We start from the raw sequence: 24,090 nt of genomic DNA on the forward strand, positions 1-24,090 counted from the left end.
ATGTATTGGTTCATTTTAATCGGTGGTGTTGCGTTGATTATTGTTGCCTTGATGGGTGAAAAGAATAAGCGCCTTGATAGTTATCTAACTCAATACCAACAGCGTAACCGTGTAGAAACAACGCTGACTCGTCAAGCGGTGAACTTTGCCAGTTTGTCAGACAGAAGCTTACGCCAAGGTTTGAAAACACGCTGGGATAACCTAAAGCGCCAATTGGGCCGCTTTGCTCTGCTTAAAATAATGCTCTATACCATGCTGGTCATGGTGCTGGCTTTAGTAGTGAATAGCACATTCACTCGCTTTGCGGTTTATGAGTTATTGCCCTTTGCGGTGCCATATTGCTGGTGGTTTGGTTATCAATGGCTACAAAAGCGCGAGCAAAAGCAGTTTGATGAAACCTTTCCGGATGCATTGAATATGTTGGCAAGCGCCATCAGTGCGGGAGAGAGCATTGGCCGCGGCATCATGTACGTGGGTGACAATCTCGAGGGTGAAGTCGGACGTGAGTTCAAGTTAATGGGTGAGCGTCTAAAAATGGGGGAGTCAATCGATGAAGTGTTCCGCAAGTCTTGTCTGCGTTTCCCAAACCCGAACTTCCATTTCTTCGTGATTACGCTGCGAGCCAATATGCAGCGCGGTGGTCAGTTGAAAGAAATCATGACGCGTTTGAATCGCCAGATGTTTGAAGCTCGAGCCGTCGAGCGAAAGAAATTTGCTTTGACGTCAGAAGCGCGAATTTCAGCAAAAATTGTTTCGGCGACGCCATTTTTCTTTCTGTTTATTTTGCAGTTTTTAAGTCCAGAGAACTTTGAGTTCGTGATGTTTAACCCTGAAGGTCGTCCGCTGCTTTATTACTTAGTGATCAGCGAAGCGATTGGTATGGCGATCATTTGGGCACTAATGAAGAGAGTGAAGTAATGATGACTCAAACGACGTTTTGGCTGTTTTTCTCTCTCGTTGGTGTCAGTTTCGGTGTACTTCTGCTCATTTACTGGATGCTAAACCACTTCGGCTATCAACGCCGAGTAGCGAGAATCGTTCGCCAACACAAAGGTGATCAACAAGAAGAGTCACGATTAGAGTCGATCCTATCTCCGTTATCGAACTTAGTAGAGAAGCGAGATGCGAGTTTGTCACAGCGCTTACACCTCGCTGGGATTGATAACCCCAATGCTGCCGCTTGGTTCGCGCCATTGAAGTATGCGGCTTTGCTGCTTGGGGAGTTGTTGATTGCCGTGTTGGTCTTCACGTTAGATATCGCAACCAACTATTGGGTTGCTCTGGCTGCTGCTTGGGCTATGGCTGTGATTCTATTGCCTGATATATGGCTTGAAGTTCGTAAGACCAATCGCCAACGACGTATCAGCCGCAGTTTACCTTATTTAATCGATCTCATGGCGATATGTGTTCAGACCGGCATGTCGATTGAAGCGTCGTTGAAATACTTGGCGATAGAGATTCAAAGTTTTAACCCTGAGTTGGGTAAGTTATTGGATAACACCAACCAGCGTGCCCGCATTGTGGGCATGGAGCGTGCGTTACTAGAACTGTATCAGCAAGTGCCATCGTCTGAGATGCGCAGTTTTATGCTGACACTAACCCAGAGCATGCAGCACGGCTCATCCATCTACACCATGTTGACGACATTGTCCGGAGATATCCGTGAAGTGCAGATGTTGGAGCTTGAAGAGCAAATAGGGAAGTTGGCGGCCAAGATGTCGATCCCATTGATTGTCTTTATCTTGATTCCACTTGTTTTTGTAATCACCGCTCCAGGGGTGATGAGGATGATGTCCCATGTTTAAAAAAATTCTGATTTGTTTGTTACCAGCCATGCTCACAGCGTGCAGTTCTACCCAGCAAGCGTGGCAACAACAAGACTCCAAAGAAGCTATTTACCAGAAAACCAACAATCATGCTCAATTAGTGACCTTGTATAAACAACAGCTTCAACAAAGCGATGATGCGCAGGTGCGTGAGAAGCTAGCGCAAAGCTATCTCTCACTTGGTGATGCCGAATCAGCGCTGTTTTATATCAAGCCATTAACCAATAAATCCGCAGCGAGCGTCGATACCTTGCTAATCCAGGCGCAAGCCTATGGTGAATTGGCGCAATATCCTGCTGCGATCAACAGTGCAAAGGCGGCACTCACGCTTGAAGAGACCAATGCAGAAGCAGAAAACTTGCTTGGTACTTACTACGGTTATAACTACCAATATGACTTGGCTCGTCGCTATTTTGAACGTTCACGCGAACACTTCTTTGATGGAGTAACGGTCAACAACAACCTTGCGGTACTTGATATTGCAGAGGGGCAATACAAACAGGCGATTCAGCGTCTCCTGCCTCTTTATAAAAACGGTCAAGCGGATGAGCAAGTGATGGCCAACCTGACGTTGAGTATGGCCAAAGAAGGTCAGTATGAGTTTGTTAAACAAGTATTGAGTGAGAAATACAGTAACCACCAGATCGACAATATTTATCGTGCTTTACGCGGTTATGACCCATTAAAAGCGAAGCAGAAAAAACGCGCTTTAACTGAGGTGAGCCGTGAAAGCTAAGCAACGTGGTGTTGCCAGTATTGAATTTGCCATTGGGTTCTTCGCTTTTTGGCTGATGTGCATGGCGTGGGTAGAAATGAGCTATATGTCTTACATTTCAGCCATCAACGATCTGACCATTTCAGAGATCTCACGCACCGCTAAAAAACGTAATGACGACTACATGCAAACCGTGCAAGCCGTGCTGAATCGAGAGGGCAGTATTTGGAATACCGCGGTGGATGTGGAGCGCTTTCGCGTTTCTATCCAATACCTCGATAACATCGAATCTCTCACTGCTTATACCGAGCAATGCGAGTTAGCACCGGAACAAGCCAGTAGAGAATGTGGTGATGCAGAGAATGCGGCCTTGGCTGTGTATCACATCGATTACAACTTTCAACCAATCTTCAGTTACTTCTTGGGCCTACAAAGCACGATGAGCCGAGAAATGGTGGTGGTACAAGAATATGAACGCTCACAATTTGCAATTTAATAACTGTCGAGGGCGGAGCAAGCAACGTGGCACTTTCAGTATTGAGTTTGCCATTGTTGGTATCTTCTTCAGCTTACTGTTGGCGTTTAGTGGTGATGTGATTATTAAGCTATCAGTGAAAGGTAAGTTGGACCGATTGACTTATTCGTTAGTGAATGTGGTGAAAGAGCGTACCCAGCTCTATGGTGCGGATTATGAGCTTTCAAAAGAAGAAGCTGACGATGTCGATACCATTATTCGTCATTCATTAGAGCGTACGTTCGGTAACTTTCAAACCAGTCAGTATGGCTTACAAGTTGAAGAGTTAAGCTTCGCCGCTGTGGATAAGCCCAATCCAGTGATTAGCGAAAAACGTGGCGCGATAGATTGCCATGTCGGGGAAAGCATCAGTTCGTTGCGTTCATTGTCTGTGGTGAGTAATCGAGGTCGTCAAATGCCGCTGTACCGTGTGTCGGTTTGCTATGAAACCGATAATTGGATTGGCAGATTGTTGGGTGTTGAGTTCACTCGAGTTGAATCTGATGCTGTCGTGATCGGGAGGTAACATGCCACATAGTATTCAAAGACACTCTAGTTTGGAAAAACAAAGCGGTCATGTCGGCATGTTATTCGCCATGATCATTCCCATCCTGTTTGGTGTTTTCATGCTGGGCTCCGATGGGGCGAGAGCATTGCAGACCAAAGCCCGCTTAGAAGAAGCAGCAGAAGCTGCGGTGCTAGCGGTTTCTGCGGAAGATTCAGAAAATCATACGTTGGCACAGAACTATATTGAGCACTATGTGTATGACGTTGAGGATATTGAGAACCTAAACGTGCAGCGTTTGTCGTGTGAAGACATGCCTGACTGCCAAGCTGGGTTATCAAAAGGGCAAGCGCGTTATTTTGAGTATCGTGTTGCTGGGCAAACTCGCCATGAATCTTGGTTTCCTGGACAAGGTGTGATTGTTGGTTTTGGTGAAACGTTCGATGTTACTGGAAGCTCGAAAGCACGACGTTATCAAGGTCAGCCTGTCGATATTACCTTTATTGTCGATTTCTCTGGTTCAATGAATGACCATTGGAGTGGGGGAAAGAAAAGTAAAATTGAAGATCTGAAAGATATCATCGAAAAAGTGACCGACGAGTTAGCACAATACAATGCTTTAAACCCAGAACAGACACATAGAGTTGCAATTACAGGGTACAACCGTCGAACGATCAATGCTGGCAATAACAACAAACTGATTATTCGAGATCAGCGCATCACTACCAAAATGGGTGAGTACGATAAGGATGACGTGGTTAACTTTAACAAAACGATAGAACAACAGTTTAAAGTCAAAGGAGCAGCTAAACGAGTACCTAATGGGGACGACGAGGCTGAATTTTATGACATTTTCTATACAGATAAGTTTGATGGATTTGTAAAGGACGTTAGAGGCTTTAAGGCCAACGGCGGTACTGCTTCGCTACAGGGAATCATCAGAGCTGGGCAGATTGTTACTCAGTTAGCAAAAAGGCCAAAGCAGCTAATTATTATTCTATCCGATGGTGAAGATTGGAATCATTATGCTGAACAAACACCAAAGCTTGTTGAAAAAGGTATGTGTACCAACATCCTCAATATGATTAATGGTGGCAAAGTGACGGCTGATAATACCAGTGACTCCATCAATGTCGTGAATGGCGTTAGCCAAGGAATGAAGACGCCAGATGGCGAGCAAATGACGGCCAGTATGTCGGTTATTGGTTTTGATTATGAGCTGGATGCCAATGTTGGCTTACGTAATTGTGTCGGGGTGGATAACGTCTACAAAGCAGAAAATACCGACGACATATTAAATCAAATCTTATCGCTGATCACCGAAGAAGTCGGTCACCTAACCTTGTAGAGAGCAATACAATGAACAAGTTAATTCTGGCATTAGCCGTGAGCTTATCTATGCCATCATTCGCACAAGATAACACTAATCAAGCGCTGTATTACTATTGCCAGCAAGGGCAGAATCAGTATCAAGAATCGATGTCTCTCGGGCATCAAACGGAAGTGAAATACCATCAAGGTCCGTTTATGCAGATTACCGTTAATGGTGAACAGAGTGCTCTTGAACCCATGTTACTGTCTCAGTTGGAACAGGCTGGTATTGACAAATCCTGTGCTACTTATCTATTGAGTCGAGCACAACTAACAGAGCAAAAACAAGGAGAACTTGCTGCCCGAGTGCTGTTTGAGTTTGATAAAGCGAGTTTAAATGCTCAATCGAAGTTCATTCTCACTCAGTTGAATCAGCAACTGAAACAGCGACCTCAATCTTCATTGTTGGTGGTTGGTAATACGGATGCGAAGGGCAGTAATGGGTATAACCTAACGCTCGGCTTAAAGCGTGCGAACTCTGTGGCTAAATATCTTGAAGGGTATGATGAAGTGGTGTCCACTTCACGCTCTGATGGCGAAACGCACCCTGTGAGCAGTAATGCAAACACTCACGGGCGCGAGTTAAATCGCCGTGTTGATATTAACTTGCCAACGCAAGGTTAACGGTAAGGCAAAAGCACTTTTAAGCTTGCACCCATGGATGGGTCAGTTGGTGTTTCAAACCAAATAGCGCCTTTGTAGCTATGTACAATCTCATCACACAATGCCAAACCTAATCCTGTTCCTGGGTTTTGCTCATCAGCCCGCACACCGCGTTTAAATAAAGTGTCGCTTATCGACTCGTCCACGGTGGGACCATCGTTGTTAAACGTAATAATAATGCCTTCTTCGGTATTGTTGATGAACACATCGATACGCTTATTAGCATAGCGATACGCGTTCTCCAATACGTTACCAAACACTTCCATCACATCCGCTTTACTCATCGGCAGAGTCTGATCATTATTGATAAACTGTTCGACGCGAATACCTTTATCCATGTGGACTTTATCAAACATTAGCAGCAAGCTATTGAGGATAGGTTTGATTGGAGTGGCATTCTCTACAATCCCTTTCACACCCAATGATGCACGCTTAAGTTGGCCTTGAATCACATCATCCATCTCTAATAACTGTTGGTTGATATCATGAATTTTGCCTTCTTCAATATCATCCAATAAGGCTTGGGATACTGCGACTCGTGTTTTCAAACTATGTGCGAGATCGTTTAATGCTCGGCGATAGCGCTGCTCGTTTTCTTTTTGCTGGAACATCAATTCATTGAGAGCTTGAGTAATTGAAGTCAGATCTTCAGGATAATCCCGTTCGAGCCTTTCTTGTTTGCCATGCTTGATGCTTTCAAGCTCCTTCTCTAGACGAGATATTGGTGCAAAGCTGGCTTTGTAGATAAGAATAATGAGTCCGCTTAGTATGATGAAAGCACCAAGCAATCCGAAAGCGACGTGGTATTTTAATTGTTTGAGTGGGGCTACTTCATCTTCTACCCGCTTGGTGAAAATAAGCCGACCATTTGGATTGTACTCAGTTTTGTGAAGTTTAATCGTGTGCACAACGAAGGCTGCACCACTGGGTTTCTCAACGAGCTGAATCGAGTTTATTGGATAGTTCATATCCTCGCAGAAGTTATCGATTTTGGGTGGAGTAATCCCCATGGATTTGAGGTGTTTATTGCGCTTCTCAATATTAATCGATGTCCACAGTTGCAGGTTGTTTTCATCACACATGATGACTTGCGTTGTGGTTTTGCGCTCAGTGTAAACTCGCTCCCACTCAGAAAGTGGGGGGAAAATGTTCGAAGAAACGATCTTATTTATGGTGGGAGGTACATCAAATAGGATTTCAGCGGAGTATCGCTCGATCAATTGATGCTTTTTGTAATTGTAGTAGAACCAACTCGATACTAACAATGAGCTTAGAACCAGCAAAATGGCACCAGCAAAAATGTTTCGACGAAAGCGAGTTCGATACAACCTTCTCATTGGCTACTTTGCCTCTAGCTCAAAGCGATAGCCTTGGCCACGAATAGTACTAATTATTTTGTTGTCAGTATGCACAGCAAGCTTTTTGCGTAAACGTGAGATGATCACTTCGATATTGTTCAGTTGTACGCTCTCTCCGGCATCGTAGAGTGAGTCAGCAATCTGTTCTTTAGAAATCACTTTTTGGCGATGACGGATAAGATACTCAAAGATTTGATATTCCAACGCGGTGAGATCCAGTACGTTGTCTGCGTAGCTTATGCTTTTCGCCTGAGTATCTAACGTTACTTCACCTGCATTTATGGTGCTGGTGGAGAAGCCTTGATAACGACGGACAAGCGCTTCTAAGCGAGCCATTAATTCTTCAAACTGAAACGGTTTGGTGAGGTAGTCATCTGCACCAGAGTTCAGACCTTCCACTTTATCTTGCCAATCTCCGCGAGCGGTCAATATTAAGATTGGTACATTAATCTCTTTGCGGCGGATCTGCTTTATTAAGGTGATACCATCAAAATCAGGTAAGCCAAGGTCAATGATCATGGCATCCGCATTGGGGTGTTTTTGAATGGTTTGCAGGCAAGCGGATGCGGTTTTATCGGCATAAACGGTATGACCGCGATCTTTGAGCTGTGAAGCTAAATGGTGATTGAGAATTTCGTTGTCTTCGACCAGTACGACTAACATGAACAACCTAATCAATGGATTTCATAATTGGATTAACCTTAGCATTCAACAAAAAAAAGGGAAGCCATGCTTCCCTTTAAACCTTGTTAATTCACCATATTCTTGTTGCTGAGCAAGTTACTCACCGGTGTAAACAATCAGCACCTTATCGTCTTGGTATTGGCGTTCGAATGCGTAGTAACCTTCTTGGTTGCGAGTGATGTGCTTACCTTGAGCAACTGCTGGGTGGCGTTTACGGAATTCACCCAACTTTTGCCAATGTTGCAGTAGATCTTCACGTTCGCCATGAATCTTATCCCATGGCATATCTGAGCGTGTGCCTTGGTGAGCATCTGAACCAGTAATGCCAAAATCACGAGCTATCTCATCACCGTAATAGATCTGTACTGCACCCGGAGCCAGCATCAGTGCATTCGCTGCACGTGCTTGGTCATCAAAGCTGCGGCTGCGAGCTGACCAGAACAGCTGTGTATCGTGTGAAGACAAGTAGCTCAACACGTTGAACTCAGGATCGGTATTGATGCGTTCTGCATAGCGGCGGTAATCATTATCAAGTTGAGCGAAACACTTCAGCGCTTTTGGTGCTACGTCAGATTGGAACTCGAAGTTGATGATGGAATCGAAGCCGTTATCGAAATACGGGCTCTTCACTACGCTGTGTGCCCACACTTCACCTGTCATCCAGAAAGGTAGGTCATCCAAGGCTTTGTCCGGGTTGTTTTGCTTCCACTGAGCAAGCGCCTGAGTGGTGCTGGCTTTCAGCTCTGCCCACGCTTCCATTTCAACGTGTTTGGCTGTGTCAACGCGGAAGCCATCAATGCCATAGTCGCGCACCCAATCGGATAACCACGTAATCAGATGTTCACGTGGGGTTTGCAGCTCATCTTGCGCATTGGTGTCTTTATTGCGGAAGAAGTTTGGTAGTCCGGTTTTCTGAGTCGATTCGGTTTTTAGATCCGGTAGGTAGTTCAAAGACATGGTGATGTCGTTGTAGCCCGGAGCATCGTAGTCGCCAATGTCGGTGCGAATCCAGTCTTTGCCCCACCATTTATCCCACGCTTCGCTATCACCGTATTTGATGTAGTCGTTGAAGCTGTGCCAGCTTTGTCCTGATTTTGGCCGCCAGTCGGTCCATTTTTCACCAAGGACTTCTTTGGCTTCTTGGTCATCAAGGTAAAGCTGACCAAATCCGAATTCCTGCATGTCTGCTAATGTCGCATAACCTGTGTGGTTCATGACCACATCCCAAATCACGCGGATGCCTTTCTTGTGGGCGGTATCGACGAAGGTTCTGAGTTCATCTTCGGTACCCATGTTGGCATCAAGCTTGGTCCAATCTTGGTGGTAGTAGCCGTGGTAGCCGTAGTGCTTAAAGTCGCCTTTATCGCCGCCGCCAACCCAGCCGTGGATTTGTTCCAGTGGCGAGGTTATCCAGATAGCATTCACACCAAGTGATTCGATGTAATCGAGTTTTTTCGTCAGACCCGCCAAGTCACCACCGTGGAAGGTGCCAATCTCATATTTTCCGTCTTTGCTGCGACCGTAGCTGTTGTCGTTGTCTGGGTTACCGTTGTAGAAGCGGTCGGTCATGACGAAGTACACCGTCGCGTTATCCCAACTGAATGGTTTATCGGCTTGCTGTTCAACTTCTTCTAGCAGCAATAGACCTTGGCTCATAGGACCCGGCTGCATGGTGACGCTGCCATTGGCGACTGTGGCTTCTTGTCCGGTTAAGGCATCGCGAACGACAGTGCCATTATTAAAGGTTTGAGCAACATTGATGGTTTTTGGCGCGTCAGTTGCGACAGGGCAAGAGTAGGTGATGTCCTGACTCTGTTTTGGTTTGATTTTTACCGTCAGCTCATTGGTGGTTGGATTAAGCGTAAATTGATAGGTATTGGCTTTGAAGATGCGCAGCGGCATTTGTGCATCAGTGGCGCAGTTATCCATTTTTAATGGACGATTGAACTTGATGCGATCTTCTTCTGCTAGGGCAAAGCTACTGCCACAGCTTTGCTTGCTGTCAGCAATGGTAAAGCTATAACTGCCTTTTTCGAGTTTTTGCTCGGCGACAAGTAAGCCTTGTGAGTTTTCCTCAAAAACAGCGGTGTCATCACCAACGCTTAATACGATGGCATTTTCTGGAATCTGGCTGCAGGCGCTCAGTAGACCGATAGAGAGTGCGAGAATTGTTTTTTTCATTGTGTCCTTCCCCCGAATAAACAGTCCAGTTATAGCAAAACTGTGCCTCTACAATCCGAGCTCTACACCAACAAGTTAAACGCGTCTCACCCTACAAATTTTAGTCTTGTTCACAAAATGAATAATAAGCGTCACCTTCATCGGTTTGAAGGCAACAAAAAAGGGAAGCATCTGCTTCCCTTTTAGTTATTTCTTAATCACTTCGAAGAGTAATGAATTACTTTTGAAGCAAAGAAATGTCTGCGATCTGTAGGAACAGGTTACGCAGGTTGTTCAGTAGTGTCAGACGGTTCTTCTTGAGTGCTTCGTCGTCTGCCATTACCATTACGTTATCAAAGAACGCGTCAACTGGTTCACGTAGGTCAGCTAGTTTGCTTAGGGCTTCTTGGTAGTTACCTGTTGCAAATGCTGGCTCTAGCGCTTCTGTCATTACTTCAACGCTCTCTGCTAGTGCTTTCTCTGCGTCTTCTTGTAGAAGTGCTAGGTCGATGTCTGCTGCTAGTTCGCCGTCGAATTTCGCTAGGATGTTACCTACACGTTTGTTCGCTGCTGCTAGAGACTCTGCTGCTTCTAGTTCACGGAAGTGAGAAACCGCTTTAACTCGTTGGTCGAAGTCTGCTGGTTTAGTCGGACGACGAGCTAGAACTGCTTGAATGATGTCTACACTGAAGCCTTCGTCTTGGTACCAAGCACGGAAACGACCAAGCATGAACTCGATAACGTCTTGTTCAACGTTGTCGTTGGTTAGGCGGTCGCCAAACAGTGCCTTCGCTTTCGCTACTAGGTCAACAAGATCTAGGTTGTAGCCGTATTCAACGATGATACGTAGTACACCTAGAGATGCGCGGCGTAGTGCGAATGGGTCGCTACCTTTAGGCGCTTGACCAATACCGAAGATACCTACGATAGTGTCTAGCTTGTCTGCCATTGCAACTGCAGTTGAAACGCCGTTTGATGGCAGTTCATCACCTGCGAAACGAGGCATGTATTGCTCGTTCAGTGCTACTGCAACTTCTTCTGCTTCACCGTCGTGGCGAGCGTAGTGCATACCCATAACACCTTGAGTATCCGTGAATTCGAATACCATTGAGGTCATTAGGTCACATTTTGCTAGTAGACCAGCACGCTTTGATTTCTCAACGTCAGCACCGATTTGCTCAGCAATGTAGCCAGCAAGCTCTGTGATGCGGTCTGTTTTGTCTTTGATCGTACCCAGTTGCTTTTGGAAGATCGCTTGCTCTAGTTCTGGCAGACGGTCGATAAGCGGACGCTTACGGTCTGTGTTGAAAAAGAATTCTGCGTCCGCAAGACGAGGACGAACCACTTTCTCGTTACCTTCGATTACGTAACGAGGTTCTTTTGATTCGATGTTCGATACGAAGATGAAGTTAGGTAGTAGCTTCTTGTTTTCGTCGTAGACAGGGAAGTATTTTTGGTCACCTTTCATGGTGTAAACCAACGCTTCAGAAGGCACTTTTAGGAACTCTTCTTCAAACTTCGCTGTTAGTACTACTGGCCATTCAACCAGAGACGTTACTTCTTCTACTAGGTCATCTTCTAGATCAGCGATACCGCCAACCGCTGCTGCCGCTTTTTGTGCGTCAGCTAGGATGATTGCTTTACGCGCTTCGTAATCTGCCATTACTTTACCGCGCTCTTCTAGAATCGCAGGGTATTGCTCAGCAGAATCGATAGTGAACTCTTGCTCACCCATGAAGCGGTGACCACGGATAGTGCGGTCTGAAGCGACACCAAGGATCTCGCCTTCGATTAGGTCGCTGCCCATTAGCATGGTTAGCGTCTTAACTGGACGGATAAATTGAGTCGTTTTGTTACCCCAGCGCATTGGTTTTGCGATAGGTAGGTTTGCTAGTGCTTTCGCTGCAAGTTCAACTACGATCTCAGACGTTGGCTGACCTTTCACTTCTTGTTTGAACAGTAGCCATTCACCTTTGTCTGTAACCATGCGCTCTGCTTGGTCAACCGTGATGCCACAACCGCGTGCCCAGCCTTGAGCCGCTTTTGTTGGGTTGCCTTCCGCGTCAAACGCTGCAGAAACCGCAGGACCACGCTTCTCAACAACTTTGTCAGACTGGCTGTCTGCTAGTGCTGCCACTTTAAGTGCAAGACGACGAGGTGCCGCGAACCATTTCACGCCTTCGTGAGCAAGCTCAGCGCCTTTTAGTTCTGCTTCGAAGTTTGCTGCGAATGCTTCAGCTAGAGTGCGAAGTTGCGTTGGTGGTAGCTCTTCTGTACCTAGCTCGATTAGAAATTCTTTTGCCATGTTACTCTACCCCTTACGCTTGTTCTTTCTTACACATTGGGAAGCCTAGAGCTTCACGCGATGCGTAGTATGCTTCTGCAACTGCTTTAGTCAGGTTGCGGATGCGTAGGATGTAACGTTGGCGTTCAGTTACTGAGATCGCTTTACGTGCGTCTAGTAAGTTGAATGCGTGACCTGCTTTAAGGATGCGCTCGTAAGCTGGTAGTGGCAGTGGCTTTTCAAGCTCAAGCAGCTCTTTACACTCTTTTTCACATTGCTCAAAGAAGCTGAATAGGAATTCAACGTCAGCATGTTCAAAGTTGTAAGTCGATTGCTCTACTTCGTTTTGGTGGAAGATATCACCGTAAGTCACTTTGCTGCCATCTGGTGCGATGTTCCAAGTAAGATCGTAAACTGAATCTACTTCTTGGATGTACATTGCTAGACGTTCGATACCGTAAGTGATCTCACCAGTTACTGGCTTACACTCAAGGCCACCAACTTGCTGGAAGTAAGTAAACTGAGTCACTTCCATGCCGTTTAGCCAAACTTCCCAGCCTAGACCCCATGCGCCTAGTGTTGGGTTTTCCCAGTTGTCTTCTACGAAACGAATGTCGTGAACAAGTGGGTCGACACCAAGAACCTCTAGAGAACCTAGGTACAACTCTTGGATATTGTCTGGCGATGGTTTTAGCGCTACTTGGAATTGGTAGTAGTGCTGAAGACGGTTAGGGTTTTCACCGTAACGGCCATCAGTAGGACGACGTGAAGGTTGTACGTAAGCTGTAGACATTGGCTCTGGGCCAAGTGCTCGTAGACAGGTCATTGGGTGAGAGGTACCCGCACCAACTTCCATATCTAGTGGTTGAACAATGGTACAACCATTTTGAGCCCAATAATCCTGCAGCGCGAGGATCATTCCCTGGAAGGTTTTGATATCGTATTTTTGCATAAGTCAGGTTCGCGCGATTCTCTTATTACTCGTGAATTCGTCTCTTTTTTTGTTGGGTTTTCTTGCCCCAACAATGGCGATTCAAAGTAATTACGGTTGAATAAATTAACAATCAAGTATACCCAGATATTGAGCATGGGAGTAGAGCTAATCTTGATTAATTCGTGGGCAATTTTCTCCTTTAATGGATTTTTACCGCTTTATCTGCTGAATTTTTCCTAAAAGGGAGTTTTCACTGGCTTTCACTCTTGAGGTGATGAGGAAACATGGCTAGAATTGCGCCTGTCTTTGGGGAGTAGCTTACTCGGTGAAATGTCTGTTTCATCCAGTTCGTTCGTCAACATAATTGGTGCAAAATCACCATGGCGTTCGAGACTCATCAGCCCGATGAGTTTAGCAAGACCTTAGACAAATCATCATGAACCGGGGTGGGGCGTGAGATTTGTCTTAGGTTAAAAATAATTATCCCGCCCCAATGAGCATGTCGTGAGCGTTTTAGCTATTTCAATTACTACTGTAGCGTTAGCAGAAATTGGCGATAAGACCCAATTGCTATCTCTATTACTTGCCAGTCGTTACCGCAAACCAATCCCTATTATTGCAGCAATCTTTTTGGCAACCATTGCCAACCACGCTTTGGCTGCATGGTTAGGTGTGGTGGTGGCCGATTATCTTTCGCCTGAAGTTCTCAAATGGGTGCTGGTGGTCAGTTTTGTCGCCATGGCGGCTTGGGTGTTGATCCCAGATAAACTGGATGACGACGAGCAGATCTCCAACCGGGGTCCATTCATTGCCAGCTTTATTGCTTTCTTCGTTGCGGAGATTGGCGATAAGACTCAGATTGCGACTTCTATCTTGGGTGCGCAATACGCAGATGCATTGAGTTGGGTGATTCTTGGCACCACGATCGGTATGTTGCTGGCGAATGTACCTGTTGTCCTTATTGGTAAATTGTCGGCCGATAAGATGCCTTTAGGGTTGATTCGTAAGGTGACCGCATTCTTGTTTATTGCGCTAGCTATCGGAGCGGCAATGTTCTGATTTGTTGCACGTAAAATGGTGTGAATTATCAATAACTAGAGAAGTAATATACAACTTCAAACTCTGACTCAAAATCGTTCAAGACCGTGACGGATGACATATTAGTGTCATACTTGTCATGGTAATTTAATGGTGTGAATGATAGCGAGAGGGCAAAGGTATGCTTACACGTTACATGGGGATGACCCCAAAGAGTCAGAGTTATTTATTCACCTTTGGTTTGGCACTTTGCTTACTAGCAATGGTGCTGACTGATATGTGGCTGCCGATTGTGGCAGGGTCCTTCATTCTTACCGGTTTAACGGTAGAAGCATGGATTCGAGTGGCTCATATCATTCCGATGCATGAGGAAATGCGTGCAATGCGGAAACAATTAAACAAGCTACAATCTGAAGTTCGCACACTAGAATACGATGAATAAACAAACGGCAGCCTTTTGGGCTGCCGTTTTTGATCTTGCTGAGATTATTCCAAACCTTTCTTAATTAGGTACTGGTATGGAAGCTGCTCCGTTTGTGCCGCAATCAACTGGTGATCCATAAATCGGCAGAAGCTCGGGATATCTCGAGTAGTGGATGGGTCGTCCGCTTTAACCAGCAACACCTCACCATCTTGCATGTTTCGAATTGTCTTCCTGACCATCATCACTGGCTCTGGGCAGCGTAATCCTTCCGCCTCTAATGTCTTGGTCGCCAGTTCAGGATTAAAACTCATAATGTGATTCTCGTAACTAACTGAGCGGTGAATTTTACTTTCGTTGAAAAAATATTCAATAACCACTTGGCAAACCGAATTTTTTGATTTACCTTAAATTAACAATTTGGTAACAACTGGTAAGGAGACACGATGTTAACAGCGTTAGACAGACTAACCATCTATTCGGTTTTGTGTTTCATCTCGTTCTGCGCATTAGTACTCAGAACACCAGCTGAAACCTCATTGCTGCCTCTTGTAGGCATGAGTGCAACGATTATTGGGATTTGGATTGAGATGCACAAATGGTCAGGTGCATCTGAGCAAGAAAATTAGCGCTTCTTGCTGTAATCGGAACCTATTGATATACCGCTCACCAAGTTTAACGACACTTCATTCCGACACTATCCCCATTTTTCTTGGGCTTCCCCGCTGAAAGGCGGGATTTTTTTTGCCTGAAGAGTACAATTTACCTAAATCCCCTACATGGTAAGTGGCAAATCGTGGAATTAGAAGACATCTATCGTCGAGATCTGAACTTATTGGTCGCATTACGTGTGTTGATCGAAGAGAGCAGTGTCAGTAAAGCAGCAACGCGTCTCAATTTAAGCCAGTCGGCAATGAGTCGTGTGCTAGGGCGTTTACGCGATCTGCTTGGTGATCCGCTGTTTACGCGTCAAGGTCAGCACTTGATCCCAACTCAAAAAGCGTTGGAAATTGATCGCTCTTTGGGTGAGCCTTTGGAGTCACTGCGCCAATTGCTTTCTCCACGTGAGTTTGATCCACGTAGTTGCGATCAGACGTTTAATATCGCCACGACTGACTACGCGATGCAAACCATTCTGCCTTTCGCGTTGCCGCGTATTTATCAAGAAGCACCGAACGTGTCGTTTAACTTCTTGCCATTGCAACACGACCGCTTATCTGATCAATTAACATATGAAGGCGCGGACTTAGCGATTTGCCGCCCTACAGGTCCTGTGGAGCCACTACGCAGTGAAGTGTTAGGGCGAGTCGGTGTGCTATGTATGCTCTCCAAGCAACATCCATTAGCCGATAAAGAGATGAGTCTGGATGATTACCTCAGTCATCCGCATGCCATGATTGCCATCAGTGATGGGGTTAAGGCGCTGATTGAGCAAGCGCTGGTGGAGAAGCCGCAACGTCAGATGGTATTGCGCGCTTATCACTTGGAAGCGGCGCTGGCGATTGTCGATACTCTGCCAATTATCATTACCGTACCGGCCGATTTAGCGTACTTGGTTGCTGATCGCTATGACTTAGTGGTGAAGCCATTACCATTCCAATTCACGCCGTTTGAATATTCGATGATTTGGCACGCACGTTGCGAGCACTCTCCCGCTCAAGAATGGTTGCGTGCAGTGGTTCGTGAAGAGTGTAGTCGTCTTATTGCCAAGCGCATCGAAGATATGGGGTTGGACTGATTTTTCCAATAATCGAAATGGCAAAAAGCCGGGCAATGACCCGGCTTCGTTTATTCTATTGAAGGGTTAACGCTTATAGCTTGATAACCACGCGACCCGTTACTTGGCCGTTTGTGATGTCTTCAGCGTATTTTGGTGCTTCCGCTAGTTCTACCTCAGTGCAAGCTTGTTCGAAGTAGCTGTCTGGTAGTAACTCAACCAATTTTTCCCATGCTGCAGTACGTTTTTCAAATGGGCATGAAACAGAATCCACACCTTGTAGACGAACGTTACGCAGGATGAACGGCATCACTGTGGTTGGTAGATCGAAGCCACCTGCAAGACCACAAGCTGCAACTGCACTGTTGTAATCCATTTGCGCCAATACTTTTGCTAGCACTTTGCTGCCCACAGTATCAACCGCACCTGCCCATACTTGCTTTTCAAGCGGACGTGCTGGCTCTTCAAATTCAACGCGGTCGATGATGCGGCTAGCACCAAGTTTTTCTAGTAGTGGGCCGTTTTTCTCTACGCGACCTGTCACTGCAGCAACTTTGTAGCCAAGCTGCGCTAGAAGCGTTACTGCTACTGAGCCTACACCGCCACTTGCGCCAGTTACTAGGATTTCACCGTTTTCAGGTTTGATGCCTGCATCAAGCAGTGCTTGAACACATAGCATGCCAGTGAAGCCTGCAGTACCCACCATCATTGCTTTCTTGCTGTCTAGACCTTTTGGTAGTGGAACTAGCCAATCCGCTTTTAGACGAGCACGCTGAGACATACCGCCCCAATGGTTTTCACCTACACCCCAACCAGTAAGAACAACTTTGTCGCCTGCTTGGTAGCGGTCGTCTTCTGAGCTTACTACCGTACCTGCTAGGTCAATACCCGGCACCATCGGGAAGTTACGGATGATTTTACCTTTACCTGTAATTGCAAGGCCGTCTTTGTAGTTCAACGATGAGTAATCAACGTCAATCAGAACGTCGCCTTCAGGCAGTTGTGTTTCATCGATTTGCTCGATGCTAGCGATAGTACGTTTGTCTTCTTGATTTAGAACTAGAGCATTAAACATAAGGTTCTCCGATTGTGCGGTAGCGTGACTCTGGGTCACATGCAGCAAGATATCAACTGCTGCTAAGTGTATGTCTTCTTTGTCTATGAATAAAATGAAACTTGAGCATTTAATGTATGCTTTTTGTGCATGTGAGCGATGTTTGGCGTAAAACAAAGGGCGACATCAAATGCCGCCCTTAAGTGTAATACTAAAATTTTCAGTATTGGTTCATTTGCTCGTGATTGTTGGATTGATCACTACAACCTAGCGTTTCTCAAACAAACTATGGTCGTTCAAATACCGTTGCAATCCCCTGACCTAAACCGATACACATGGTTGCCAGGCCGTATTTTGCGTCTTTCGCTTCCATTAGGTTGATCAGAGTCGTTGAGATACGTGAGCCAGAACAACCAAGCGGGTGACCCAATGCAATCGCACCACCGTTGAGGTTGACCTTCTCATCCATAACATCAAGCAGACCCAAGTCTTTAGCACATGGTAGAGACTGCGCAGCAAATGCTTCGTTTAGCTCAACCACATCCATGTCTTCAATTGAAAGACCAGCACGCTTGAGCGCTTTTTGCGTCGCTGGTACAGGACCGTAACCCATGATTGAAGGATCGCAGCCCGCAATTGCCATGCCTTTAATACGTGCACGAATCTTCAAGCCAAGTTCATTGGCTTTCTCTTCGCTCATGATCAACATCGCTGATGCACCATCAGACAGCGCCGATGATGTACCGGCTGTTACTGTGCCGTTTGCTGGGTCGAAAACAGGACGAAGTTGAGATAGACCTTCAACGGATGTTTCAGGGCGAATCACTTCATCGTAATCCAGAGTGAACAGCGTGCCGTCAGCCGCATGACCTTCGATTGGTAGGATTTCGTTTTTAAAACGACCCTCTACGGTTGCAGCATGTGCACGAGCATGAGAACGCGCAGCAAATTCGTCTTGTTGCTCACGGCTAATGCCATGCAGCTTACCAAGCATTTCTGCCGTTAAGCCCATCATGCCTGCTGCTTTTGCAACTGTCTTGGACATACCAGGGTGGAAGTCCACGCCGTGGTTCATCGGTACGTGTCCCATGTGCTCAACACCACCAATTAGGCAGATTTCAGCATCACCCGTCATGATGGCACGTGTACCGTCGTGAAGCGCTTGCATTGATGAACCACACAAGCGGTTCACCGTCACGGCGCCAATCTCAATTGGTAGACCAGCAAGTAGCGCCGCATTACGTGCCACGTTAAAGCCTTGTTCTAGGGTTTGTTGTACACAGCCCCAGTAGATATCTTCAATCTCGCTTGGGTTTACTTGTGGGTTACGTGCAAGAATACCTTTCATTAGGCGCGCAGACAGATCTTCTGCTCGCGTATGACGGAAAGCACCACCTTTAGAGCGACCCATTGGAGTACGTAGACAATCGACTACGACAACATTTCTTGTTTGATTAGTCATTTTAGAATCCCTCCTTAGATAGAACCTTGCTGTTGTGCACCGTAAAAGCTTTCACCTTTCGCCGCCATATCAATCAGCATCTGTGGTACTTGGTACATTGCACCGAGCTCTGAGTATTGTTTTGCCATTGCAACAAACTCAGCAATACCTACGCTATCTAGGTAGCGGAATACGCCGCCGCGGAATGGAGGGAAACCAAGACCGTAAACCAATGCCATGTCCGCTTCTTGTGGAGTGGCAATGATGCCTTCTTGTAGACACAGTACCACTTCGTTGATCATCGGAATCATCATACGTTGAATGATGGTCTGATCGTCAAAGTCTTGCTTATCGGCACAAACGTCAGCGAGTACTGGCAAGATCTCTTCAGAGAAGGTTTTCTTAGGCTTACCTTTTCTATCTATGGTGTAGCTGTAGAAGCCACTGCCATTCTTCTGACCGTATTTGCTTGCTTCGAATAGTGCATCGATCGCATCACGACCTTGTTTGCCCATACGCTCAGGGAAACCTTGCGCCATAACGGCTTGTGCGTGGTGAGCAGTATCAATACCAACAACATCGAGCAAGTATGCCGGTCCCATCGGCCAGCCAAACTTACGTTCCATGATTTTGTCGATTTTCGTAAAGTCAGCACCATCGCGAAGTAGCATGCTGAAGCCACCAAAGTATGGGAACAATACGCGGTTTACAAAGAACCCTGGGCAGTCATTAACGACAATTGGTGACTTGCCCATTTTCGCTGCGTAGGCAACAACACGATTGATGGTTTCATCAGAGGTATGTTCACCACGGATGATCTCAACAAGAGGCATGCGATGCACTGGGTTGAAGAAGTGCATCCCACAGAAGTTTTCTGGGCGTTTTAGCGATTTCGCTAATAGATTGATAGGAATCGTCGAGGTGTTTGAGGTGATAACGGTATCGTCACCGACATGTGATTCGACTTCACTCAGCACTGCTGCTTTTACTTTCGGGTTTTCTACTACGGCCTCAACAATCACGTCTGATTCTTCGATGCCTGCGTAATGTAGGCTTGGTGTGATAGACGCTAAAATACCAGCCATCTTAAAGCCATCAATGCGACCGCGAGATAAGCGTTTATTTAGCAGCTTAGATGCTTCCGTCATGCCTAAATCGAGTGAAGGTTGCGCGATGTCTTTCATTAACACCGGCACGCCTTTGAGTGCAGATTGGTAAGCGATGCCGCCGCCCATGATACCCGCACCAAGCACAGCTGCACGTTGCGTGTCTTTACTCGCTGACTTAGCCGATTTTTTAGCAAGCCCTTTGATGTATTGGTCGTTAAGGAACAAACCAACCAGTGATTTTGCTTCTTCAGACTTAGCCAGTTTTACGAAGTGCTTACGTTCAATGTCGAGTGCTTCGTTACGAGCAAAGCGAGCACCTTCTTCAATAGTAATAACGGCTGTCATTGGGGCTGGGTAGTGAGGACCAGCTTTCTGAGCCACTAGACCCTTCGCCATGGTAAAGCTCATCATTGATTCAAGCTTACTTAGCGTTAGAGGTGATGTCTTTTGCTTGCGACGAGCTTGCCAGTCTAGCTTCTCGTTGATTGCCGATGTCAGTGTCTTGAGTGCTGACTCGTAAAGTGCGTCGCTATCGACAACCGCATCCAGAAGACCAATCTTTAACGCTTCATCCGCACGACACGCTTTACCTTGAGTGATCACTTCCATTGCGCTGTCGGCACCAATAACACGTGGCAGACGTACACAACCACCAAAGCCCGGCATGATACCCAGTTTCGTTTCTGGTAGACCGATGCTGGTGGTCTTGTCACCAATTCGCATGTCAGTTGCAAGCACGCACTCACAACCGCCACCTAACGTGTGACCTTTTAGTACCGAGATAGTCGGGACCGGTAAGTCTTCTAGCTTGTTAAAGATGCTGTTAGCAAATTGCAGCCACTGATCGAGTTCAGCGTCTGTCTTAGCGAAAAGACCTAAGAATTCGGTGATATCAGCGCCAACAATGAACGCGTCTTTATCTGAGGTGAGCATCAAGCCCTTCAGTCCTTGGTGCGCTTTTAGTGCATCAAGGGCTTTGTCGAGTGACTCTAGTGTCGCTAGGTCCAGCTTGTTAACGGATTTTGGAGAGCAGAAGCTTAGTTCTGCAATACCATCTTGTACTTCCTTTACCTGTAGGGTTTCGGCTTGGTAAATCATTGTCTATCTCCATGACATACAATCTTGGATTGTCTGTATATCAATTTGATGCGGGCTGAGTGCCTGTAGGGCAACAAATAGATATAGAGGAAAGTCGTTTTATTTATTGTTCTGGTTAGACCAGTGAAGTTAGTTTGGACTTCGGATTGGTTAATTTCAATACATTTTTTAAACAAGTGTTTAACATTGTGCGCTAAGGCAGATCTTATGCGACTCACAATTCCGTCTCGTGATAGACTTTAGACAAAGAGAAAAGTGACTTAATCCTATGAATGACCTGCCTTATCTGATTCCTGCTCAGCCTGCTCAATTTGAAGAAGAGATCAAAAAGAGTGTCTTTATTACTTACGTAGCACATACGCCAAGCGTGGAAGCGGCGAAAGCATTCGTTGAGCAGATCAAAACCAAGCATGCTGATGCAAGACACAACTGCTGGGGATTTGTTGCTGGTCGACCAGAAGATTCGATGAAGTGGGGCTTTAGTGATGATGGAGAACCTTCAGGGACGGCAGGTAAACCGATCCTTGCTCAGTTGTCTGGCTCCGGAGTTGGAGAGATTACAGCTGTAGTGACTCGGTATTCTGGCGGCATCAAGCTCGGTACAGGTGGTTTGGTCAAGGCTTATGGTGGCGGCGTTCAGCAAGCGCTCAAGCTGCTTCAAACAATTGAGAAAAAAATAACCACAAAACTCCGACTAGAGTTAGACTATGGGTTTATGCCTATCGCACAGTCGCTTATGCCCCAGTTTGGTGCGGTTGAAGTGGATGCTGAATACAGCGATCAGGTGGTATTAGTGGTGGAAATTGAGCTACGTGAAGTGAGCGCGTTTACCCAAGCTATCATCAACAAAAGTGGTGCAAAGGCAGTTGTCACCCCACTAGACGGACAATAATGAAAAATAGGAAGCCACAGGGACAGCTTCGCTAGTCAATCAATCCATGCAATTTCGTTCAATTATTCGAATCGTCGGGCTATTGCTCGCACTTTTTAGTGTCACAATGCTCGCGCCTGCGCTGGTTGCGCTTATCTATCGAGATGGTGCGGGTGTACCTTTTGTCACGACTTTCTTCGTACTTCTTGTATGCGGTGGGATCTGTTGGTTCCCAAACCGCAGGCACAAACACGAGCTAAAAGCGCGTGATGGCTTCCTTATTGTTGTTCTTTTCTGGACTGTACTTGGCAGTGCGGGCTCTATTCCTTTCCTTATCTCAGATAATCCCAATGTATCTGTGACTGACGCATTTTTTGAGTCTTTCTCTGCTTTAACGACAACGGGAGCGACGGTCATTGTCGGGCTCGACGAACTGCCAAAAGCGATCTTATTTTATCGTCAGCTCCTGCAATGGTTTGGCGGCATGGGTATCATCGTGTTGGCGGTAGCCATTCTTCCTGTTCTTGGTATCGGTGGTATGCAGCTGTATCGAGCTGAAATACCAGGACCGGTAAAAGATACTAAGATGACCCCGCGTATTGCTGAGACAGCAAAAGCACTGTGGTACATCTATTTGAGTCTGACTATTGCGTGTGCCTTGGCATTTTGGTTGGCAGGTATGACGCCATTTGATGCCATTAGCCATAGCTTCTCCACCATTGCTATCGGTGGTTTCTCTACACACGATGCCAGCATGGGCTATTTCGATAGCTATGCCATTAACATGATTACTGTTGTCTTCTTGTTAATCTCGGCATGTAACTATTCTTTGCACTTCGCTGCGTTTGCATCTGGCGGCGTGCATCCTAAATACTATTGGAAAGACCCAGAGTTCCGCGCGTTCATCTTTATACAAGTTGTTTTGTTCTTGGTGTGCTTCTTATTATTGTTGAATCACCATTCTTACGACTCAACCTATGATGCATTCGATCAAGCGCTTTTTCAGACCGTATCCATCTCAACTACGGCAGGCTTTACCACAACCGGCTTTGCTGATTGGCCATTATTCTTACCAGTGCTGTTGTTGTTCTCTTCTTTTATAGGTGGTTGTGCTGGCTCGACTGGCGGCGGCATGAAAGTGATCCGTATTCTGCTACTGACCTTACAAGGTGCGCGTGAACTGAAGCGTTTGGTACATCCTCGTGCCGTATACACCATCAAAGTGGGTGGCAGTGCTCTACCGCAAAGAGTCGTTGATGCGGTTTGGGGATTCTTCTCTGCTTACGCTTTGGTGTTCGTGGTTTGTATGTTGGGCTTGATTGCTACAGGGATGGATGAGCTAAGCGCGTTTTCTGCGGTTGCAGCAACGCTCAACAACTTAGGTCCAGGCTTGGGTGAAGTTGCGCTTCACTTTGGCGATGTGAACGACAAAGCAAAATGGGTATTGATTGTTTCTATGCTGTTTGGACGTTTGGAAATCTTTACCTTACTTATTCTACTTACGCCGACGTTTTGGCGTAGCTAAGGGGAAATCGTGGCAAAAGCATTATTTCTATATTCCTCCCGTGAAGGGCAGACTAAAAAAATTCTCCACTATATAGATGAGAAGCTAACAGGCTTCGAATGTGAGCTGGTGGATTTACATAATGTTGAGACGATTGATTTTAGCCAATACGACAGGGTATTGATTGGAGCGTCTATTCGTTATGGTCATCTTAATAAGAAGCTGTACCAGTTTATTGACCGAAACCTCAATCAACTTGAACAAAGTAAAGTAGCGTTTTTCTGCGTAAACCTAACTGCTCGTAAAGAAGACCAAGGAAAGGATACGCCAGAAGGCAGCGCTTACATTCGTAAGTTCCTAATGAAGTCACCTTGGAAACCAACCTTAATCGGTGTATTTGCTGGTGCTCTTTATTACCCACGTTATGGTTGGTTCGACAAAACGATGATTAAGTTCATTATGTCGATGACAGGTGGCGAAACCGATACGACTAAAGAAGTGGAATACACCAATTGGGAAAAAGTGGCTCTTTTTGCAGATAAATTCAAAGAACTGTAGAAATAACGTGCTCTTTTGACCGCTTTTGACGCAAATTTATCCGAACGATAAAAAAATCAAAAAAAACGAGAAAAAGGGCTTGCCAATGTGATCGCAATCTCTATAATGCCACCTCGCTGACACGGCAACGCTTCGAAGCTTAGGTTTCGAAAGTAAGAAGCCAAGTTAGCAAGCCAATTAGCCAAGCGGAAACGCTTGAAAAAAAGTTTGAAAAAAGTGATTGACACTAAACTTTAACTCGCTAAAATGGCCGTCCGATTTGAGC

Annotated in this window: 23 protein-coding genes; 14 read left to right on the top strand and 9 right to left on the bottom strand. The window is 46.0% G+C overall.

What is annotated here, in order from left to right; all coding sequences use genetic code 11:
• From VCHENC03_RS00115 to VCHENC03_RS00085, 7 genes are read left to right on the top strand one after another with little or no spacing between them, the layout of a single operon-like run.
• Entirely contained in the window at positions 1 to 918 is a 918-nt protein-coding gene (locus VCHENC03_RS00115) for a type II secretion system F family protein (protein WP_009708049.1), read from the top strand.
• A complete protein-coding gene (locus tag VCHENC03_RS00110) occupies positions 918 to 1,805 on the top strand; it encodes a type II secretion system F family protein (protein ID WP_009708050.1) in 888 nt (295 codons plus the stop codon). Before VCHENC03_RS00115 ends, VCHENC03_RS00110 begins: the two co-directional genes overlap by 1 nt.
• Positions 1,798 to 2,562 carry a tetratricopeptide repeat protein gene (locus tag VCHENC03_RS00105; protein ID WP_009708051.1) on the top strand — a complete coding sequence of 255 codons (765 nt, stop codon included), beginning with the start codon at positions 1,798 to 1,800 and terminating at the stop codon, positions 2,560 to 2,562. Before VCHENC03_RS00110 ends, VCHENC03_RS00105 begins: the two co-directional genes overlap by 8 nt.
• Positions 2,552 to 3,037, top strand: coding sequence for a TadE/TadG family type IV pilus assembly protein (locus VCHENC03_RS00100; protein ID WP_009708052.1), 486 nt, complete (start codon positions 2,552 to 2,554; stop codon positions 3,035 to 3,037). The genes VCHENC03_RS00105 and VCHENC03_RS00100 overlap by 11 nt, the downstream gene beginning before the upstream one ends.
• Positions 3,012 to 3,581 carry a tight adherence pilus pseudopilin TadF gene (gene tadF, locus VCHENC03_RS00095; protein WP_032803175.1) on the top strand — a complete coding sequence of 190 codons (570 nt, stop codon included), beginning with the start codon at positions 3,012 to 3,014 and terminating at the stop codon, positions 3,579 to 3,581. The genes VCHENC03_RS00100 and tadF overlap by 26 nt, the downstream gene beginning before the upstream one ends.
• Before the next feature lies 1 nt (position 3,582).
• Entirely contained in the window at positions 3,583 to 4,908 is a 1,326-nt protein-coding gene (locus VCHENC03_RS00090) for a pilus assembly protein TadG-related protein (RefSeq protein ID WP_032803176.1), read from the top strand.
• Positions 4,909 to 4,919: 11 nt separating this feature from the next.
• Positions 4,920 to 5,555 carry an OmpA family protein gene (locus tag VCHENC03_RS00085; RefSeq protein ID WP_009708055.1) on the top strand — a complete coding sequence of 212 codons (636 nt, stop codon included), beginning with the start codon at positions 4,920 to 4,922 and terminating at the stop codon, positions 5,553 to 5,555.
• Here the strand turns inward: VCHENC03_RS00085 and VCHENC03_RS00080 are convergent.
• The 5 genes from VCHENC03_RS00080 to glyQ all read right to left on the bottom strand — a co-directional run bounded on the left by VCHENC03_RS00080 (position 5,552) and on the right by glyQ (position 13,032).
• The gene (locus tag VCHENC03_RS00080) at positions 5,552 to 6,931 is read right to left on the bottom strand and encodes an ATP-binding protein (protein ID WP_009708056.1); all 1,380 of its coding nucleotides are present in this window, start codon (positions 6,929 to 6,931) and stop codon (positions 5,552 to 5,554) included. The genes VCHENC03_RS00085 and VCHENC03_RS00080 overlap by 4 nt on opposite strands.
• 3 nt (positions 6,932 to 6,934) lie before the next feature.
• Positions 6,935 to 7,615, bottom strand: a complete 681-nt coding sequence (locus VCHENC03_RS00075; RefSeq protein WP_009708057.1) for a response regulator transcription factor — start codon at positions 7,613 to 7,615, stop codon at positions 6,935 to 6,937.
• A gap of 117 nt (positions 7,616 to 7,732) precedes the next feature.
• A complete protein-coding gene (locus tag VCHENC03_RS00070; protein ID WP_009708058.1) occupies positions 7,733 to 9,817 on the bottom strand; it encodes an alpha-amylase in 2,085 nt (694 codons plus the stop codon).
• A 217-nt stretch (positions 9,818 to 10,034) separates the two neighbouring features.
• Positions 10,035 to 12,101 carry a glycine--tRNA ligase subunit beta gene (glyS, locus tag VCHENC03_RS00065; RefSeq protein ID WP_009708059.1) on the bottom strand — a complete coding sequence of 689 codons (2,067 nt, stop codon included), beginning with the start codon at positions 12,099 to 12,101 and terminating at the stop codon, positions 10,035 to 10,037.
• Positions 12,102 to 12,114: 13 nt separating this feature from the next.
• A complete protein-coding gene (gene glyQ, locus VCHENC03_RS00060) occupies positions 12,115 to 13,032 on the bottom strand; it encodes a glycine--tRNA ligase subunit alpha (protein ID WP_005426058.1) in 918 nt (305 codons plus the stop codon).
• A gap of 486 nt (positions 13,033 to 13,518) precedes the next feature.
• Between glyQ and VCHENC03_RS00055 the strand changes: the two genes are divergently transcribed.
• Complete coding sequence (locus tag VCHENC03_RS00055) at positions 13,519 to 14,073, top strand: TMEM165/GDT1 family protein (RefSeq protein ID WP_009708060.1); 555 nt, start codon at positions 13,519 to 13,521, stop codon at positions 14,071 to 14,073.
• A gap of 160 nt (positions 14,074 to 14,233) precedes the next feature.
• A complete protein-coding gene (locus VCHENC03_RS00050) occupies positions 14,234 to 14,494 on the top strand; it encodes a hypothetical protein (RefSeq protein ID WP_009708061.1) in 261 nt (86 codons plus the stop codon).
• Positions 14,495 to 14,538: 44 nt separating this feature from the next.
• Here VCHENC03_RS00050 and tusA read toward each other — a convergent pair whose 3' ends face one another.
• Complete coding sequence (tusA, locus tag VCHENC03_RS00045) at positions 14,539 to 14,787, bottom strand: sulfurtransferase TusA (RefSeq protein WP_005426051.1); 249 nt, start codon at positions 14,785 to 14,787, stop codon at positions 14,539 to 14,541.
• A 132-nt stretch (positions 14,788 to 14,919) separates the two neighbouring features.
• Between tusA and VCHENC03_RS00040 the strand changes: the two genes are divergently transcribed.
• Both VCHENC03_RS00040 and VCHENC03_RS00035 read left to right on the top strand, forming a co-directional pair.
• Positions 14,920 to 15,102 carry a hypothetical protein gene (locus tag VCHENC03_RS00040; RefSeq protein ID WP_009708062.1) on the top strand — a complete coding sequence of 61 codons (183 nt, stop codon included), beginning with the start codon at positions 14,920 to 14,922 and terminating at the stop codon, positions 15,100 to 15,102.
• 167 nt (positions 15,103 to 15,269) lie between these two features.
• Positions 15,270 to 16,211 carry a LysR family transcriptional regulator gene (locus VCHENC03_RS00035; RefSeq protein ID WP_009708063.1) on the top strand — a complete coding sequence of 314 codons (942 nt, stop codon included), beginning with the start codon at positions 15,270 to 15,272 and terminating at the stop codon, positions 16,209 to 16,211.
• Positions 16,212 to 16,284: 73 nt separating this feature from the next.
• Here the strand turns inward: VCHENC03_RS00035 and acuI are convergent, their stop codons facing one another.
• From acuI to fadB, 3 genes are all read right to left on the bottom strand, one after another.
• Complete coding sequence (gene acuI, locus VCHENC03_RS00030; protein WP_009708064.1) at positions 16,285 to 17,265, bottom strand: acrylyl-CoA reductase (NADPH); 981 nt, start codon at positions 17,263 to 17,265, stop codon at positions 16,285 to 16,287.
• A gap of 265 nt (positions 17,266 to 17,530) precedes the next feature.
• Complete coding sequence (gene fadA / locus VCHENC03_RS00025; protein WP_005426042.1) at positions 17,531 to 18,706, bottom strand: acetyl-CoA C-acyltransferase FadA; 1,176 nt, start codon at positions 18,704 to 18,706, stop codon at positions 17,531 to 17,533.
• Between the two features lie 14 nt (positions 18,707 to 18,720).
• The gene (fadB, locus tag VCHENC03_RS00020; RefSeq protein ID WP_009708065.1) at positions 18,721 to 20,892 is read right to left on the bottom strand and encodes a fatty acid oxidation complex subunit alpha FadB; all 2,172 of its coding nucleotides are present in this window, start codon (positions 20,890 to 20,892) and stop codon (positions 18,721 to 18,723) included.
• Between the two features lie 268 nt (positions 20,893 to 21,160).
• On the opposite strand from fadB, the gene VCHENC03_RS00015 reads away from it, so the two are divergent.
• From VCHENC03_RS00015 to hemG, 3 genes are read left to right on the top strand one after another with little or no spacing between them, the layout of a single operon-like run.
• Positions 21,161 to 21,784, top strand: a complete 624-nt coding sequence (locus VCHENC03_RS00015; RefSeq protein WP_009708066.1) for a YigZ family protein — start codon at positions 21,161 to 21,163, stop codon at positions 21,782 to 21,784.
• Positions 21,785 to 21,830: 46 nt separating this feature from the next.
• Complete coding sequence (locus tag VCHENC03_RS00010; protein WP_005532883.1) at positions 21,831 to 23,288, top strand: TrkH family potassium uptake protein; 1,458 nt, start codon at positions 21,831 to 21,833, stop codon at positions 23,286 to 23,288.
• Between the two features lie 9 nt (positions 23,289 to 23,297).
• Positions 23,298 to 23,825, top strand: a complete 528-nt coding sequence (hemG, locus tag VCHENC03_RS00005; RefSeq protein ID WP_009708068.1) for a menaquinone-dependent protoporphyrinogen IX dehydrogenase — start codon at positions 23,298 to 23,300, stop codon at positions 23,823 to 23,825.
• Positions 23,826 to 24,090: the final 265 nt, after the last annotated feature.

This window comes from Vibrio sp. HENC-03 (genome assembly GCF_000305755.2).
GTDB lineage: Bacteria > Pseudomonadota > Gammaproteobacteria > Enterobacterales > Vibrionaceae > Vibrio > Vibrio owensii.